The 16417-nt window shown below is 32.1% G+C and carries 15 protein-coding genes, 2 pseudogenes and 1 riboswitch; of the genes and pseudogenes, 9 read left to right on the top strand and 8 right to left on the bottom strand.

Features of this window, described 5'->3' with window-relative positions:
• Window positions 1-141: 141 nt before the first annotated feature.
• Entirely contained in the window at window positions 142-858 is a 717-nt protein-coding gene (locus HMPREF2953_RS09420; protein WP_070673037.1) for an epoxyqueuosine reductase QueH, read from the top strand.
• Window positions 859-911: 53 nt separating this feature from the next.
• Here the strand turns inward: HMPREF2953_RS09420 and HMPREF2953_RS09415 are convergent, their stop codons facing one another.
• Both HMPREF2953_RS09415 and HMPREF2953_RS09410 read right to left on the bottom strand, forming a co-directional pair.
• Window positions 912-1187 (bottom strand): hypothetical protein, encoded by a 276-nt coding sequence (locus tag HMPREF2953_RS09415; RefSeq protein WP_070673035.1) that lies wholly within the window; start codon window positions 1185-1187, stop codon window positions 912-914.
• 71 nt (window positions 1188-1258) lie between these two features.
• Complete coding sequence (locus tag HMPREF2953_RS09410; protein WP_070673033.1) at window positions 1259-2329, bottom strand: quinone-dependent dihydroorotate dehydrogenase; 1071 nt, start codon at window positions 2327-2329, stop codon at window positions 1259-1261.
• Window positions 2330-2554: 225 nt separating this feature from the next.
• Between HMPREF2953_RS09410 and HMPREF2953_RS09405 the strand changes: the two genes are divergently transcribed.
• Both HMPREF2953_RS09405 and HMPREF2953_RS09400 read left to right on the top strand, forming a co-directional pair.
• The gene (locus HMPREF2953_RS09405; protein ID WP_064207421.1) at window positions 2555-3409 is read left to right on the top strand and encodes a fructosamine kinase family protein; all 855 of its coding nucleotides are present in this window, start codon (window positions 2555-2557) and stop codon (window positions 3407-3409) included.
• A gap of 52 nt (window positions 3410-3461) precedes the next feature.
• Window positions 3462-3635, top strand: a pseudogene (locus HMPREF2953_RS09400) (VOC family protein); the annotation flags it as partial.
• Between the two features lie 69 nt (window positions 3636-3704).
• On the opposite strand, the gene HMPREF2953_RS09395 reads toward HMPREF2953_RS09400, so the two are convergent.
• From HMPREF2953_RS09395 to HMPREF2953_RS09380, 4 genes are all read right to left on the bottom strand, one after another.
• Complete coding sequence (locus HMPREF2953_RS09395) at window positions 3705-4574, bottom strand: DMT family transporter (RefSeq protein ID WP_049432758.1); 870 nt, start codon at window positions 4572-4574, stop codon at window positions 3705-3707.
• On the bottom strand, window positions 4567-4992 hold the full coding sequence (locus HMPREF2953_RS09390; RefSeq protein ID WP_070673031.1) for an NUDIX domain-containing protein: 426 nt from the start codon (window positions 4990-4992) through the stop codon (window positions 4567-4569). Before HMPREF2953_RS09390 ends, HMPREF2953_RS09395 begins: the two co-directional genes overlap by 8 nt.
• The gene (locus tag HMPREF2953_RS09385; RefSeq protein WP_070673029.1) at window positions 4961-5728 is read right to left on the bottom strand and encodes a class I SAM-dependent methyltransferase; all 768 of its coding nucleotides are present in this window, start codon (window positions 5726-5728) and stop codon (window positions 4961-4963) included. Before HMPREF2953_RS09385 ends, HMPREF2953_RS09390 begins: the two co-directional genes overlap by 32 nt.
• A gap of 391 nt (window positions 5729-6119) precedes the next feature.
• Window positions 6120-6356: a DUF896 domain-containing protein gene (locus HMPREF2953_RS09380; RefSeq protein WP_070673028.1), complete on the bottom strand. Its 237-nt coding sequence runs from the start codon at window positions 6354-6356 to the stop codon at window positions 6120-6122.
• Between the two features lie 293 nt (window positions 6357-6649).
• On the opposite strand from HMPREF2953_RS09380, the gene HMPREF2953_RS09375 reads away from it, so the two are divergent.
• The 6 genes and pseudogenes from HMPREF2953_RS09375 (at window position 6650) to HMPREF2953_RS09350 (ending at window position 13568) form a co-directional block, all read left to right on the top strand.
• Window positions 6650-7708, top strand: coding sequence for a PTS sugar transporter subunit IIC (locus HMPREF2953_RS09375; RefSeq protein WP_002449546.1), 1059 nt, complete (start codon window positions 6650-6652; stop codon window positions 7706-7708).
• Window positions 7709-7819: 111 nt separating this feature from the next.
• Window positions 7820-9244, top strand: a complete 1425-nt coding sequence (locus HMPREF2953_RS09370; protein WP_070673026.1) for a phosphate--AMP phosphotransferase — start codon at window positions 7820-7822, stop codon at window positions 9242-9244.
• A 425-nt stretch (window positions 9245-9669) separates the two neighbouring features.
• The gene (locus HMPREF2953_RS09365) at window positions 9670-10398 is read left to right on the top strand and encodes an aggregation-promoting factor C-terminal-like domain-containing protein (protein ID WP_002488225.1); all 729 of its coding nucleotides are present in this window, start codon (window positions 9670-9672) and stop codon (window positions 10396-10398) included.
• Between the two features lie 116 nt (window positions 10399-10514).
• Window positions 10515-11126: pseudogene (locus HMPREF2953_RS09360) on the top strand (phytoene desaturase family protein); the annotation flags it as partial.
• A 63-nt stretch (window positions 11127-11189) separates the two neighbouring features.
• Window positions 11190-11304: riboswitch (SAM riboswitch) on the top strand.
• Between the two features lie 68 nt (window positions 11305-11372).
• Window positions 11373-12542, top strand: coding sequence for an aminotransferase class I/II-fold pyridoxal phosphate-dependent enzyme (locus HMPREF2953_RS09355; RefSeq protein WP_070673023.1), 1170 nt, complete (start codon window positions 11373-11375; stop codon window positions 12540-12542).
• A gap of 27 nt (window positions 12543-12569) precedes the next feature.
• Window positions 12570-13568 (top strand): D-lactate dehydrogenase, encoded by a 999-nt coding sequence (locus tag HMPREF2953_RS09350; protein ID WP_070673021.1) that lies wholly within the window; start codon window positions 12570-12572, stop codon window positions 13566-13568.
• A gap of 37 nt (window positions 13569-13605) precedes the next feature.
• Here the strand turns inward: HMPREF2953_RS09350 and copZ are convergent, their stop codons facing one another.
• Together copZ and HMPREF2953_RS09340 are read right to left on the bottom strand one after the other, a co-directional pair.
• On the bottom strand, window positions 13606-13815 hold the full coding sequence (copZ, locus tag HMPREF2953_RS09345) for a copper chaperone CopZ (protein ID WP_049334773.1): 210 nt from the start codon (window positions 13813-13815) through the stop codon (window positions 13606-13608).
• A gap of 88 nt (window positions 13816-13903) precedes the next feature.
• Window positions 13904-16291 (bottom strand): heavy metal translocating P-type ATPase, encoded by a 2388-nt coding sequence (locus tag HMPREF2953_RS09340; RefSeq protein WP_070673020.1) that lies wholly within the window; start codon window positions 16289-16291, stop codon window positions 13904-13906.
• Window positions 16292-16417: the final 126 nt, after the last annotated feature.

The raw sequence follows: 16417 nt of genomic DNA, 5'->3' as shown, positions 1-16417 counted from the left end.
AATAAAAATTTTCAAAGAAATAGAAGAATATGCTACTAAAAAAGTTCAAGATATAGTGAATCGATAGTAGCTGATATATCCTTATTGTATAAGTTCCAAACTAACAATAATATATAATAATTTTATAAGGAGAATTGAGAAATGTTAAATGCTGAACCTATGATTAAGAAGATGAAAAATCAAAAAATCAATTATGATAGGGTATTGAAAAAACTGATTAGTCAATGGGAGCGTGAAGGCGTTCGCCCTAAAATTTTATTACATAGCTGTTGTGCACCTTGTAGCACATATACATTAGAATATCTATCTCAGTATGCAGATATTGCTATTTATTTCGCTAATCCTAATATTCATCCTAAAAATGAATACTTAAGACGTGCCAAAGTCCAAGCACAATTTGTAAAAGATTTTAATGAGAAAACTGGACATTCGGTAAAATATATTGAAGCTGATTATCAGCCATATGAATTTATGAAGATGGCGAAATCGCGTGGTCTTACTGATGAAACTGAAGGTGGAAAACGTTGTACAGCGTGTTTTGAGATGCGTTTAGAGCTTGTCGCAGAAGCAGCAGTGAAGTATGGATATGATTATTTCGGTAGTGCATTAACATTATCTCCTAAAAAGAATGCTCAATTAATTAACGAACTCGGCATGGAAGTTCAACGATTATACAATACATATTATTTACCTAGTGATTTTAAGAAAAATAAAGGTTATGAACGATCTATAGAAATGTGTAATGATTATAATATATTTAGACAATGTTATTGCGGATGTGTATTTGCAGCAATGGAGCAAGGTATTGATTTTAAAAAAATTAATCGAGAAGCTAAAACATTTTTAGAACAATTTTAAAAAGGAGTAAGAGAGAATGAGTTAAACATTCTTTCTTACTCCTTCGCTTTTATTTATAACGTACGATGGATAAAACGCACAATAGCTAAAATAGCAATAACAAGGGTAGATAGTAGTCCAGCAATTTTTATGCCTTTCTTCTCTTTTTTAGGTTCAGGATCTTTATTTTCCATCATTTCTAATAGTTCACGTTCAATTTCAAGATCCAAAGCTGTTTTCTTTTCACCATTGTAACCGATACTATTATCGTATTCTTGAGAAGATTTGGTGTCTTCAATGTTATGCTTATCTTTAGTTTGTGATTCTTTTTGTTTAGTTTCTATAGTCATCAATATGCCCTCCGATAGTACATGCTACGTGTAATATTAGTATAGTGCACTTTATCGTTTAGTGAAATAATTTAACGTCTAGCATCTAGTCCAATAATCTCACTAATATGACTATAATGGTTTGCTTTTAAATATTTAGCAATATCTCGATTAATCTTTTTAGTTAAACCAGGGCCTTCTATCACGAGAGATGAGTAGATTTGTACAAGTGACGCACCATTTCGCATCATTTGAATAGTATCTTGCGCACTAAAAATACCACCTGTACCAATGATTAAAAATTCGCCATTCGTTTGTTGATAAGCCCATTTTACAAGTTCTAAATTACGTTTAAATAAAGGTCGACCACTTAATCCTCCGTCTTCTACTTTATTTGGAGAAGATAATCCATCACGTTGACGTGTGGTATTGGCTAAAATCATACCATCAAAGGTTTCTGTAATTTGAGGTAAAATAGTTTTAAAACCTTTAAGTTCTAAGTCTGAAGTTAGCTTTAAAAAGATTGGGACATTCACTTCGTGTTGTGCTTTATAATCTGTTAAAGCATGACATAACATTGAAAATTCATCTTTATCATGGAAACTTTGTAAGTTTTCAGTATTAGGTGAGCTAATATTCACAGTGAAAAATGATACATCTGCTTTAAATGCATCGATGACTTTAATATAATCTTGATAACGTTCTTCGTAAGGTGTCGTTTTATTAACGCCCACATTTAAACCTACAGGAATAGTGTAAGCATGACGTCTTAAATTCCATAAAGCTTTATTCATACCCATATTATTAAAGCCCATACGATTGATTAAGGCATCATCTTCAAGTAAGCGATACATACGCGGTTTAGGATTGCCATCTTGTGGTTTAGGTGTAATGCCACCAAGTTCAAGAGCACCGAAACCAGCATTTTCAAGTGCTTTAGGCACTTCACATGATTTATCAAAACCAGCAGCTAAACCAACTGGATTTTTAAATGTTATCCCTTTAATGTTTTGTGAAAGAGAGGGGTGTTCATATGTAAATAATTTATTTACAAAAGGTAGTAAAAAAGCGTTTTTCTGAGTGAATTTTAAGGCATCTACTGTTAATCCATGTGCCTTTTCAGGTTCGATTTTGAATAAAAGAGGTTTAATTAATTTGTACATAATAATGCTCCATTTCATTGTATTTGAGGCTTACGATCCTCATTTAATATCATTGAAAAAACATTCCTTTAATAGACTAGCACGTTCGCTTAAAAATGAATAGTCTAATTTGAAAGTGTTTGAAAAATTGCCTAACTTTATATCATTTTGGAATGACAAAGGTTAAAGCACATCCATTTAGGTAATAGAATAGTAGATAAAGAATTGGACTAAGGAGGATAATTAATGAAATCAGAATGGAAAAATCAATTACCTTTAGAAGGTATTCAAGATATTTCACCAGTAAGCGGTGGAGATGTAAATGAAGCATTTAAAATTACAACAAACGATGATATATATTTTTTATTAGTTCAAAGAAATCGTAAATCCTCTTTCTACGCTGCCGAAATAGCTGGACTAGAGGCATTTGAAAAAGCAGATATTACAGCACCAAGAGTGATTGAAAATGGCGAAATTAATGGCGATGCGTATCTATTACTCAGTTATTTAGAAGAAGGCAGTAAAGGCAGTCAAAAAGAATTAGGACAACTTGTAGCCAAAATGCATAGTCATCAACAGTCAGAAGGTAAGTTTGGATTCGAGTTACCTTATGAAGGGGCTGATGTCTCATTTGATAATACATGGTCAGAGTCTTGGAGTGAAATTTTCGTAGAACGTCGTATGGATCATTTAAGAGATGAACTATTACGTAAAAATTTATGGAACGAAGAAGATAATAAAGTATACGAACAAGTACGTTCTGTTATGATTAATGAATTAAAAAATCATAACAGTAAACCGTCTCTTTTACACGGTGATTTATGGGGTGGTAATTATATGTTTTTAAAAGATGGACGTCCTGCCTTATTTGATCCAGCACCGTTATATGGAGATAGAGAATTTGACCTAGGTATCACTACTGTCTTCGGTGGATTTACACAAGAATTTTATAATGAATATGAAAAACATTATCCTTTAGGAAAAGGAGCAGAAAAACGTTTAGAGTTTTATAGATTATATTTATTCATGGTGCATTTAGTTAAATTTGGTGGTATGTATGCAAGTAGTGTGAATCGCTCAATGGATCAAATATTAGCCTAATAGAAAACTTCGGGTTAAGTCTTCTTAATCCGAAGTTTTTTATTTCGTCTTTAATGAAGTCATCATATCATTAGATGTTAAAACGAACGATGAAGTGGATGAATTAATGCATAAAGTGGAAGCATTAGGTGGTAAGGTGATTGATGAACCTAAGACTTCTCAAGGATATTATGGTGCAACATTTGCTGATCCAGATGGACATAAATATAATTTCTTAGTTTGTTAGTTCAATTAATATACGCCCCAAAGTTAGAATGAGATCTAATGGTGGGGCGCATTTTTAATGAAAAAGTTATCATGAAGACGTTTTTTTATCTTTATATAGATTCATATAAATGATAGAAATAATGATTAAAATCGCGCCGGTTATGAATTTAGGCGTTAATGGTAAAGGGAAAAACGGGAAAGAAAATATAAACACAAATATAGGATTGAGGGTTCTTATAATATTCGCTTCACGAAACGAAATGTATTTCAAACCTTCATAAAATAATAAAAGTCCTATTACGCCACTACACAAAGCAGAAAGTAAAATAGAGAACAAGCCTATACTTATATGTATGGTATGTAAATGATTAGTCACAATTAATATGATACCTAGCAACAAAGTAGAAGTCGCCTGATTGTATAGTAAGATGGTTTTAGAATCAATGTCTTTGACGGTCTTTTTAGCTAACATATTCGTTAGCGCAAAAAAGAATGTATAAGATAGGGTGGCAATCACACCTAATATACTGTTAAAATCACCTGAAAAATGAGTAATCAAGAATGAACCTATAACAGCAAAAATTATAGGAAGGGTATCGTTTTTGCACAACGTTTCATTTAGAAAGAGCACTGAAAGAAACAACGCAAATATAATATAAAATCTTCCTAATAATCCAACACTAACTGGATCTAACAAACTTAAACTTACATATTGGAGTAAAATACCTATTGTATTAGTAATACCTAAGAGCCATATAAATTTGTTATGATAGATTTTTATTTTACTTTTATCGAGTAATACAGTTATTAATAATATTAAAGTTGAAAACAAAGCATTAAAAAAACTTGCTTGAATAGGTGATAAATCAGTGAGTGAAAGTTTATTTAATATTGGGGTTAAAGACATGATTGCTACGGAAATAATACTAAATAAATACCCTTTTTTAACTTTATTCATGGTATGCCCCTAAATATTTAAAGATTTCTTCATATAACCCATTTTGAAATGATAATAAATTTTTGTCTAATGGTTCTTTCGTAAGTATTCTTTCAGTAGTTTCTGAATATTTCGGTATATCTTTAAAATAGCTTACTTCAGCTTTTGTAATTGTAGTGGTATGGCCATTTGGTAGTATATAGTAACCTAAATAGTTTATATCACTTTCATTGATGACAGCGCCAGACTCTTCATAAGCCTCTCTGATAGCTGTCTCATTCATCGTTTCATTATGGTTTACCTTACCTCCTGTTAATTCCCATGCTCTTTTTTTATTTTTAATAAAAACAAGATGTTCTTGATAGGTTAAAACAATTAAAACAGAATCATATTTTGTAACTGTCTCATTAAATTGAAGTTTGATATGATTTATAATCATTTTTATCTACCTCCTTTATGAGGTAGATATAACTGTAGAATCCAAAATTTTTATTAAAAACATTTAATATTTGATTAATTGATGAAATCAGTTTAAAACTGATTGAGTCGTTCTTAAAAGTCTTTCGTAGTTCAGTATTTCGTGAGACTACTTTAAAACCATATTTATTAGCTATCTTTTCTAAATCATTTACGCTATATTCCGTTTGATAACCAAATTCCCAAACTTTTAATAAAATTTTTATTTTCTTATCTAAAATACCAAACGAATATTTATTTGGTGTCATTAATATAAGGTGTCCATTAGTTTTCAATACTCTATACATTTCATTCATGACTTTATCAGGGTTTAGAAAATGTTCTATAACACCTAATGAAATAACTGTATCAAATGTATTTTGAGGGTAAGGTAAATTTTGAACATCTCCAATAACATACTTAAATTTGATTCCAGTTTTAATCATATACTCAGTTGCAATACTTTTTGCATTTTCAGAAATATCAATACCATGTCCTTCAATTTTATATTTCTCAATAAGTTTGAATAGGATGACCCCATCCCTGCATCCAGCTTCTAATACTTTATCGCCTGGACTAAAATAATATTCATTATAAATAAATGTTTTTAATTTATCTTTTGCTCTTTCAATTCTTGATGGGGGGAAATTATATGATTCTTTGTTGTTAGAAAACTTCCATACATTTTCCCAATGGTGTTTACTTGATACTTTATTCATAGATGCACCTTCTTAGTTGTTTTATATATTATTATATATTTATTTTATATAATACCATAATTATTATCGTGATAAGTTATGATGTTTGATTCTATACCTGAATATATCTTATAAATAAACATTTGTGGCTTGAACTATTCTACGATAGACTATGAAATATATTTGTTGAGTGGCATATAGAATCAGTCGCATAAACGAACATAAGTGAGCAATCACTTCATTAAGTAGTTTTAATTATTAAAATCAAAGAACTACTTTATAGTTTCCCTAGGAAAGGGTTTCAACAAAATGAGCTGTGATTCAATTAAGAACTTTACTCAAAATATGGACATAAAAAATCTGCCCTCAAAGTCAGAACTTTGAAGGCAGTCTAAGTCTTGATAATAAAATTTTAGTTTTCTTGAATGTTGCCGTATTCTTCTCTTAAGGCATACACTTTATCAGGTGTCACGTCTTGACCAAGTGGATCGACAACTTTCATCGTTGAGAACGTATGAAGGACTTGGCCTCTAATCATTCCCAAATATTCTTGTTTTAATTGATGTTGTTCTTGTTTTTCTTCAACACTCAAGCTTTCCACTTTTTCTTTATTTGCTAATTGATTAATTCTATCTAGTAATTCTCTCATTATTTCTTCCTCCTAAATGGTATGAGCTGGGAAGTGGGGTACAATATACGTTCCAACTTCTTCTATGAGTGCTTCGATATCACGATCATCATTTTTAAACTATTATAATAGAAGAAACTCGTTTTTTCTTTTTAAATTACATATATATTGTTGGTCAAAATTCTTAAAATATCCATAAAACCAGAAAAATTTAAGAAAATGATAAAATAAATATTCTGAAAATTTAGAAAATGTGTTATAGTATTTTTTATCATTACTTAATACAACAACAAAATATTATAGGAGGTATAAGAATGACAACAGAACTTAGAAAAATAAGCGTTGGAGATTTTATTTTTAGAGTACTTTCCGGAGTGGCTATTGGGATTGTAGTAGGTTTAGTACCGAATGCCATTTTAGGTGAAATCTTTAAAGCACTTATGCATCACCATCCTATTTTTGCAACATTACTACATGTTGTTCAAGCATTACAATTTACTGTACCAGCATTAGTAGGTGCGTTAATTGCAATTAAATTTAATATGACTCCTCTTGCGATTGCAGTCGTATCAAGTGCAGCTTATGTAGGAAGTGGCGCTGCTCAATTTAAGAATGGGGCTTGGATTATTGCAGGTATTGGTGACCTCATCAATACGATGATTACTGCAGCAATTGCAGTTTTATTTATTCTACTTATTGAAAAACGTGTAGGAAGTATGGCATTGATTGTTTATCCAACAATTGTTGGAGGTCTCTCAGCTACAATTGGTGTGCTCATCCTACCATATGTACATACTATAAATATTGCGATTGGTAATATGATTAATAGTTTCACTGAATTACAACCTGTATTGATGTGTATGTTAATCTCAATGGTATTTAGTTTTATTATTATTTCTCCATTATCAACAGTAGCTATCGCGATTGCCATTGGTATTACAGGTTTAGCAGCAGGTTCAGCTTCAATTGGTATTTCAGCTACTGAAGCTGTTTTACTTATTGGCACAAGTCAAGTAAATCGTGTTGCAGTACCAATTTCTATTTTCTTTGGTGGCGTGAAAATGATGATGCCAAATATGGTGAAATATCCAATTATTATGTTACCTATTTTGATTACCGCAGCGATTTCTGGTGTAGTGGGTAGTCTTATCGGTATTGCTGGAACAAAAGAATCTGCAGGATTTGGATTTATTGGCATGATTGGGCCGATTAGTGCATTTAAATTTTTACATGTCGATTCAGCCGTTATGAGTATCATCCTAATTATTATTGGTTTTTTTGTTGTACCTTTAGTAACAGCATTTATACTAGATGTTATTTTACGCAGAGTCTTAAAATTATTTACAAATGATATTTACAAATTTATGGGATAAACGTATTAAGCCTGGGACATGATGAATTGTCTCAGGCATTTTTAAATTTAAATGATAAACGTCAATAATGTTACAATAAAATAGAAAAAAGATTAAAAGGATGAAGGGTTAATGGCGAAAAAAATTGAAGCTTTAGCATTAAAAACAGCAGAATTAACACGACGTACACATGCACTAGGCATTCCAGTGATGATATTATTTGAAGGTGTACCTGCATCTGGGAAGACGCGCTTATCTAATGAGTTATTATTAAATTTAGATGCGAAGTATACACAATTTATTGCGACACAGTCACCTAAACAGGATGATTTAAGATATCAACTTTTACAAAAATATTGGAATACCTTACCTAAAAAAGGTGATATAAATATTTATTTTAGAAGCTGGTATTCTCATTATCTAGATTATAGAGAAAATAAAATTAAACACGACAAATATAAAAACTATGATGTACTCAAACAACAAATATCTTCTTTTGAAAATATGCTTAAACGAGATCACTATGAAATCATTAAGTTTTTCATAGAAATTAATGAAGAAAAGCGTCAAGAGCATATTCAACAAACCAAAGATAACCCATTGACGCGTTGGAAAGTTCAAGAATATAGTAATGTACTTCCAACAGATATTTACCTTAAAGATATGCGTCAATTTATAAAAAATGATAAAGCATGGGAAATCATTGATTATACCGAAAGAGAAAAAGCAATCGAAACAATGTATGAACATATTATCAAACGTCTTGAAACAGCGATTGAGAAGCATGAGCAAAAAGAAGAACAGCGAGACGGTAAATTTCATTCTAATTTTAAAACACACCTTTTTGATAGAAAGGTGGATAAAGTAAAAAAAGATGAATATAAACAGCTCATCGAGGAATTACAAAATCGTATGAGAGAAATTCAATTCGCTTTATATGATAGAAAGATTCCACTTATTTTAGTATTTGAAGGTATGGATGCAGCTGGTAAAGGTGGAAATATTAAACGAATTAGAGAAAAATTAGATCCAACGGGTTATCGAGTGAATGGCATTAGTGCCCCTACAGATGTTGAATTAAAACATCATTATTTATGGAGATTTGCGAAGGAAATGCCAAGAACAGGGCACATCGAATTATTCGATAGAAGTTGGTATGGTCGTGTATTGGTAGAGCGTGTCGAAGGTTTTGCTACTATCGATGAATGGCAACGTGCATATGATGAAATAAACGCATTTGAGAAAATGTGGACAGATGAAGGAGCGATTATTTTAAAATTCTTCCTTACATTAGATAAAGAAGAACAATTAAAACGTTTTAAAGATCGTCAAGAAAATATTAATAAACAATGGAAAATTACAGATGAAGACTGGCGAAATAGAGAAAAATGGGATTTATACGTGGAATCAAGTCACGATATGGTTGAGAAAACAAATACATCCTATGCACCATGGCTTGTTGTCCCTGCTGATCATAAAAAAACCTCTCGTATTGAGATACTAAAATATATTATTCGTAATTGTGAAAAGGTACTTTGGGGAGTAAAAGATTATTAAAAATAAATAAGGAAACTTAATACGTGCAAGCTCTTGTTTTTTATCAAAAGTAAAGAATTTAAATAGCCAATTACATTTTAAAAATATTACAGTAATGTAACAAAACATTAATTTGTAATATGACTAATGACGTTAAAGTATTGTAAATTTTGTAAGAAAGTATTGTAAAACGTTAATTTATAATAAAAATAAACTCCATATTGATAGTTTTTTTATATTACAAGAAGTATTTAATATGTTTCAATATTACAAAATGATGGATTAATTGTAATTTTTTGTAAAACAAGTGTAATACTATTCTACAAATTTTGTGTTATAGTAGCTATTGTCAAAAGTTAAATAACAAATCAAAACAGAAATTAATCTTAAATAAAGAATGAAACATAACGAAAATATATATTTCAATTTTGGAGGAATTATCTATTATGAAAAAAACAGTAATCGCTTCGTCATTAGCAGTAACTTTAGGTTTAACAGGATATGCTTTAACAAACGATCACAGTGCACATGCATCTGAACAAACAACTAACTATTCTCATTTAGCTGACTTAGCTCAAAATAACCCATCTGAATTAAATGCTCACCCAGTACAAGCTGGTGCATATAACATTTCATTTGTAAAAGACGGTTTCAAATATAACTTCACTTCAAATGGTAACACTTGGTCTTGGAACTACACTTACGCTGGTGGTGCTGACACAGTTCAATCAACTACTGACTACACTGAGTCTTATAATCAAGCTTCAACTCAATCAGTAAGTTCAAATAATCAAGCTAGCACTTCAAATGTAAAAGCTGTTTCAGCTCCAGTACAAAGAACTTCTAGCTACAATAACTACAGTGCTCGTACAACTTCATACTCAGCACCAAAAACTACTTCATACTCAACTGCTTCAACTGGTGGATCAGTTAAAGCTCAATTCTTAGCTAACGGTGGTACTGAAGCTGCTTGGAATGCTATCGTAATGCCTGAATCAGGTGGTAATCCAAATGCTGTTAACCCAATTGGTTACAGAGGTTTAGGTCAAACTAAAGAAGCTTGGGGCACTGGTTCAGTAGCTACACAAACTCAAGGTATGGCTAACTATGCTAAATCACGTTATGGTTCATGGGATGCAGCAATTGCTTTCCGCCAAGGTCACGGTTGGTGGTAAGATTTAAGTAGATAACTGGATAGAACATCGAGTTATCAAAAAAGGAGGACGACAATGTCGTTCTCCTTTTTTTATTTTTTAATATAATATTTTTAATTTCTTGCTTAATACATATAAAGATAGATAAAATGGATTATTCATGTTCTGCATTTTTAATTTATGCAGGAATAAACAGAGATTTGAAAGATAAAGTTCATTTGCATAATGTGATTTTTGCTGAAGATTTTAGAGGGAATATTGACGATATCTTTGAAGGAAGATTGCCGAAAGACCCTTCTATATATCTTTATTTCCCCTCCGTTGAAGATGAGGAATTGGCTCCTGAAAGAAAAACAAGTATGTATATTTTAATGCCAGTAGCTGAGCTTAAAACAGGTCAAATTGATTGGAACAATCCAGTCATAATTAAACAGGTTAAAAATGAAATTTACAAAAAAACAGAAACAATTGAATCACTTAAAGGATTACGTAACGATATCGTATCCGAAACTATTTTTACACCCTTAGATTTTGAAACACATTATAATGCTAAATTCGGTACAGCCTTTGGATTAATGCCTACTTTAGCACAAAACAATTATTACCGTCCGCCTAACGTGTCCCGTGATTATAAAGATTTATATTTTGCAGGCGCAAGTACACATCCAGGCGCAGGCGTACCCATTGTATTAACAAGTGCTAAAATAACAGCAGAAGCTATGTTAGAAGATATAAAAAATATGAAATAAAATAAATAAATCTGAAAATTGACAATTATTAGTGTAATGTTAAAATAAGACTTAATACGTAACAACTTATCGAGAGAAGTGAAGGGATTTGGCCCAATGAAACTTCAGCAACAGGCTTCATAAATATAAAGTACTGTGCTAATTCCAAGAGGATAATAAATAACCTCAAAGATAAGTGACATATATCTTATGAAGCTATATGCCACACAAAAGTGGTATATAGTTTTTTATTTAAGGAGGAATAACATGGTTATTTCAAAAAGATTAGCAGCCATTCCTGATAGCTATTTTGGAAAAACGATGGGCCGTAAAGTAGAACATGGCCCTTTACCACTTATTAATATGGCAGTAGGCATTCCCGATGGTGAAACACCAGAAGGTATTATTGAGCATTTTTCTGAAGCGATTCGCATTCCTGAAAATCAAAAATATGGTGCCTTTCATGGTAAAGAATCATTTAAAGAGGCCATTGTTAATTTTTACCAACGTCAGTACAATGTGACATTAGATAAGGAAGATGAAGTATGTATTTTATATGGTACAAAAAATGGATTAGTAGCGTTACCTACATGTGTTGTTAATCCTGGAGAAAATGTGCTACTTCCAGATCCTGGATATACAGATTATTTAGCAGGAGTGATGCTTGCAGATGCCAATCCGGTTCCATTAAATTTAGATCCTCCAGATTATTTGCCAAATTGGGATAATGTAGATAAGAGAGTACTAGACAACACAACGCTTGTTTATTTAACGTATCCCAATAATCCAACAGGATCAACGGCTACAAAAGAAGTATTTGATGAAGTAATTGAACGATTCAAAGATACAAAGACAAAAATCGTGCACGACTTTGCTTATAGTGCTTTTGGCTTTGATGCTAAAAATCCAAGCATACTTGCTTCAGAACACGGTAAAGATGTCGCCATTGAAATTTTCTCACTTTCAAAAGGATATAATATGTCAGGTTTCAGAGTAGGGTTTGCAGTAGGAAATAAAGACATGATTCAAGCATTAAAGACATATCAAACGCATACAAATGCTGGAATGTTTGGTGCGTTACAAGATGCAGCGACGTATGCACTTAATCATTATGATGAATTTTTAGAAGAGCAGAATGAAACATTTAAACGGCGTAGAGATAAGTTTGAAGCAAAATTAAGTGAAGCCCATCTACCATTTGTGCATTCTAAAGGCGGTATCTATTCATGGTTACGTACACCTCCAGGTTATGATAGTGAAACCTTTGAACAATATTTATTAAAAGAGAAATCTATTTTAGTTGCTCCAGGTATACCATTTGGTGAAAATGGAAAACATTACGTGCGTATCTCACTTGCATTAGACGATAAATGGTTAGAAGAAGCAGCTAGTAGATTAATGGACCTAGCTGATATGTATAAAGCAAAGCATAGTTAAAAAATTATGAAGGAAGATGATCAATATATGACCAAAATAAAAATTATGAGTGTAAGAGATGAAGATATACCATATATTAACGAGTGGGCGAAACAAAACAATGTTGATGTTGATTTAACCAAAGACATGTTAACAGAGACAACAGTTGATACTGTAAAAGGATTTGATGGTCTATCGTTATCTCAACAACATCCAATTTCAGAAGAGGTTTTTGCGAAATTGAAACAATATGGAATTAAGCAAATTGCACAACGTAGTGCAGGATTTGACACGTATGACTTAGATTTAGCTACTAAATACGACATCATTATCTCAAATGTACCCTCGTATTCTCCAAGTTCAATTGCTGAATTTGCTGTTACACAAGCTATCAATATTGTAAGGTATCAAAAACGTATTCAACATAAAGTGCGCAATTATGACTTTCGCTGGGAACCTTCTATATTATCACAATCTATCCGAGATTTAACTGTGGCGGTAATTGGTACTGGACGCATCGGTTCGATTGTGGCAGAAATTTTTGAAAAAGGTTATAACAGCAAGGTTGTTGCTTATGATCCATTTCCAAATACCGATTTAGCAAAATTCGTTGATTATAAAGATACATTAGAAGCAGCAATTAAAGAAGCTGATATTGTTACCGTGCATATTCCAGCTACGAAATATAATCATCATTTGTTTAATAACGTTGTTTTTTCAAACTTTAAAAAAGGTGCCGTATTTGTGAATGCGGCAAGGGGATCAATTGTAGATACACAAGCTTTACTTTCTGTTATAGATAGTGGTCGAATTAAAGGGGCTGCATTAGATACATATGAATATGAAAGAGGATTATTCCCAGGTGATTATCGTGGAAAAGAAATCGATGATGTATTGTTAAAGCAACTTATCAAAAGAGAAGATATTATTTTAACACCACATATTGCTTTCTATACAGAAGCAGCTGTTAAAAATCTCATAGTAGATGCTCTTGATGCAACTATGGATGTTTTAACTAGTGGTACGACTAAACTAAGAGTAAATTAAAATAAAAAAAGTTGGAGTGTTACCTCCAACTTTTTTATTATTCTTTAACATCATAGCCTTGATCTTCAATAGTATCATGTAAATCTTTCGTTGAAACGAGTTCATCATTATAATCTACACGAACTTCATTTTTATCAAGGTCTACTTCAGCAGTGCTTACACCATTAATTTTAGCTAATGCTGATTCGATTGTATTTTTACAATGGTCACAACTCATACCATCTACTTTAATGACTTTATTAATCATTGATTGCCACCTCCTAGTACTTCATAATGACTATACCCATATTTTACGCTTTTTAAATTTTTATGAAAGTATAAAGTTTAAAATTCATTTATAATTTCATTCGTTTTAGACGTAATGCATTAGTTACAACGCTTACAGAACTTAATGCCATTGCTGCACCAGCAATCCATGGAGCGAGTAAGCCCATAGCAGCAATAGGAATACCAGCAGCATTATAACCGAATGCCCAAAAAAGATTCTGTTTGATATTTCGAATGGTTTTATGACTTGCGTGAATCGCTTTAGGAACTAAGGCAATGTCTCCACCTAAGATAGTAATATCAGCCGCTTCAATTGCGACTTCAGTACCTGTTCCCATGGCAATACCAATATCTGCTTGAACTAAAGCAGGTGCGTCATTAATACCATCGCCAACCATCGCAACGTTCTCACCTTTATCTTGAAAATGAGCAACATGTTTAGCTTTATCTTCTGGAAGAACATTGGCGATCACATGATCAATACCAACTTCATTTGCGATAGCTTGAGCTGTAGAGTGGTTATCACCTGTAATCATTACCGTACGTAAATTCATGTCTTTTAGTTCTTGAACCGCAACTTTGGCTTCAGATTTAACAGTGTCTGCTACAGCGATATAACCACGTAATATCTGATCATATGCAATCAACATGACAGTTTGTCCTTTTTGTTCAATTTGGGTAATTTCATCTAATAAAGATGTTGTATCAATATGATGATTTGACATTAATGACCGGTTGCCTATGAATAATGTCTTATTATTGATTGTAGCTTTAATACCATGACCTGGTAATGTTTCATAGTGCTCTATATTTGTTAAAGTAAGCTGTTTTGTTTTAGCGTACTTAACAATCGCGGTTGCTAAAGGATGTTCAGAATTATTTTCAGCAGAAGCTACATATTGTAATAAAGTATCATCACCTTTAAAGTAAGTCACTTCTGGTGTACCATGTGTCAACGTACCCGTTTTATCAAATACCACTGTATCAATTTGATGAGTACGTTCTACATATTCGCCACCTTTAAACAAGATACCTTCTTCTGCTGCACGTCCTGTACCAACCATAATAGAAGTTGGCGTTGCAAGTCCTAATGCGCATGGACAAGCAATCACTAATACAGAGATCATGGCAACGAGTGCATCTTCAAATTGACCAGGATGAACGAAAATAATCCATATGATAAAGGTGAGTACGGCAATACCAATAACAATAGGTACGAAATAGCCAGAAATCATATCTGCTAAACGTTGAATAGGTGCCTTTGAACTTTGCGCTTCTTCAACTACTTTAATAATATTAGATAAAGCAGTATCTTGACCTACTTTTGTTGCTTGAACGGTAATGACACCATTTTTATTTAGTGTTGCACCAATCACTTCATTATCAACTGTTTTATCTATAGGCATGGATTCTCCAGTTAGCATTGATTCATCTACGGTTGTTGTCCCTTTAATGACTTTTGCATCTACTGGAATTTTTTCTCCTGGTTTAACAAGTAAGGTGTCTCCAACTTGAACATTTTGAAGCGGAACCATTGTTTCTGTTCCATCATCTTTAATGAGACGTGCTTCTTTGGCTTGTAAATTTAATAATTGATTTAAAGCATGTGTTGTTTGTGATTTTGCACGTGCTTCTAAATACTTGCCAAATAAAATTAAAGTGATTAAAACAGCACTGGTTTCAAAATAAAGGTGAGGCTGTGCGTTTGAGTCTAATAACCATTTACTCATTTCATAAATACTATAGAAATAAGCTGCACTAGTACCAAGTGCTACAAGAACATCCATATTGGCACCACCATTACGTAAATTCTTGTATGCGCCAACATAAAATTGCCATCCTATAATAAATTGAATGGGAGTGGCTAAGATAAATTGAAACCAAGGATTCATAAATATTTCAGGTAACGGTACATTAAATAAATGAACAAGCATCGTTAAAAGTAATGGAAAAGCTAATATTGCTGAAATAATGAGTTTATTACGTTTTCTTTTTAATTCTTGAACTTTACGAGAAGCTTGTTCTTTTTTTGATTGTTTAGGTTTAGCATCATAGCCGAGATGTTGTATTCGTCCAATGAGCGTATCAACATCCGTTTGACCTGGATAATAATCGATTGTTGCTTGTTCTGTGTTTAGATTGACTGTTGCTTGCTTAACGCCTGTTGTTTTATTTAATACTTTTTCAATACGATTAGAACAAGCAGCACACGTCATACCTATAACGTCTAGTTCACTTTTATCTGTTTCAACGTCATATCCTAATTTTTGAATCGTTTTAATAAAATCGCTTACTTCATATTGATCGTTAGGATAATCAATGGTTGCTTTTTCAGTTGCCAGATTCACTTGAGCATGAACGCCATCTATTTTATTCAATCGTTTTTCAATACGATTAGAACAAGCGGCACATGTCATGCCAATGATATTCAAGGTGATTTGATGATTTTGAGTCATATGTTCATCCTCCTATCACCTTCAATATACCCACTTAGGGTATATTAGTCAATGACTTTACTTAATAAAAAAGAACAACGTTACTCTAAATAAAATGAGTACATTGTTCTCTTATTCATGATAGCT

This window comes from Staphylococcus sp. HMSC072E01 (assembly GCF_001814125.1).
Lineage (GTDB): Bacteria > Bacillota > Bacilli > Staphylococcales > Staphylococcaceae > Staphylococcus > Staphylococcus hominis.
The sequence above is the reverse complement of the archived record's forward strand: the minus strand, read 5'-3'. Positions and strand labels throughout refer to the sequence as shown.

Coding starts and splice junctions, on each gene's coding strand:
- HMPREF2953_RS09420 (WP_070673037.1), top strand. CDS start 142: ATGTTAAATGCTGAACCTATGATTAAGAAGATGAAAAATCAAAAAATC.
- HMPREF2953_RS09415 (WP_070673035.1), bottom strand. CDS start 1,187: ATGACTATAGAAACTAAACAAAAAGAATCACAAACTAAAGATAAGCAT.
- HMPREF2953_RS09410 (WP_070673033.1), bottom strand. CDS start 2,329: ATGTACAAATTAATTAAACCTCTTTTATTCAAAATCGAACCTGAAAAG.
- HMPREF2953_RS09405 (WP_064207421.1), top strand. CDS start 2,555: ATGAAATCAGAATGGAAAAATCAATTACCTTTAGAAGGTATTCAAGAT.
- HMPREF2953_RS09395 (WP_049432758.1), bottom strand. CDS start 4,574: ATGAATAAAGTTAAAAAAGGGTATTTATTTAGTATTATTTCCGTAGCA.
- HMPREF2953_RS09390 (WP_070673031.1), bottom strand. CDS start 4,992: ATGATTATAAATCATATCAAACTTCAATTTAATGAGACAGTTACAAAA.
- HMPREF2953_RS09385 (WP_070673029.1), bottom strand. CDS start 5,728: ATGAATAAAGTATCAAGTAAACACCATTGGGAAAATGTATGGAAGTTT.
- HMPREF2953_RS09380 (WP_070673028.1), bottom strand. CDS start 6,356: ATGAGAGAATTACTAGATAGAATTAATCAATTAGCAAATAAAGAAAAA.
- HMPREF2953_RS09375 (WP_002449546.1), top strand. CDS start 6,650: ATGACAACAGAACTTAGAAAAATAAGCGTTGGAGATTTTATTTTTAGA.
- HMPREF2953_RS09370 (WP_070673026.1), top strand. CDS start 7,820: ATGGCGAAAAAAATTGAAGCTTTAGCATTAAAAACAGCAGAATTAACA.
- HMPREF2953_RS09365 (WP_002488225.1), top strand. CDS start 9,670: ATGAAAAAAACAGTAATCGCTTCGTCATTAGCAGTAACTTTAGGTTTA.
- HMPREF2953_RS09355 (WP_070673023.1), top strand. CDS start 11,373: ATGGTTATTTCAAAAAGATTAGCAGCCATTCCTGATAGCTATTTTGGA.
- HMPREF2953_RS09350 (WP_070673021.1), top strand. CDS start 12,570: ATGACCAAAATAAAAATTATGAGTGTAAGAGATGAAGATATACCATAT.
- copZ (WP_049334773.1), bottom strand. CDS start 13,815: ATGATTAATAAAGTCATTAAAGTAGATGGTATGAGTTGTGACCATTGT.
- HMPREF2953_RS09340 (WP_070673020.1), bottom strand. CDS start 16,291: ATGACTCAAAATCATCAAATCACCTTGAATATCATTGGCATGACATGT.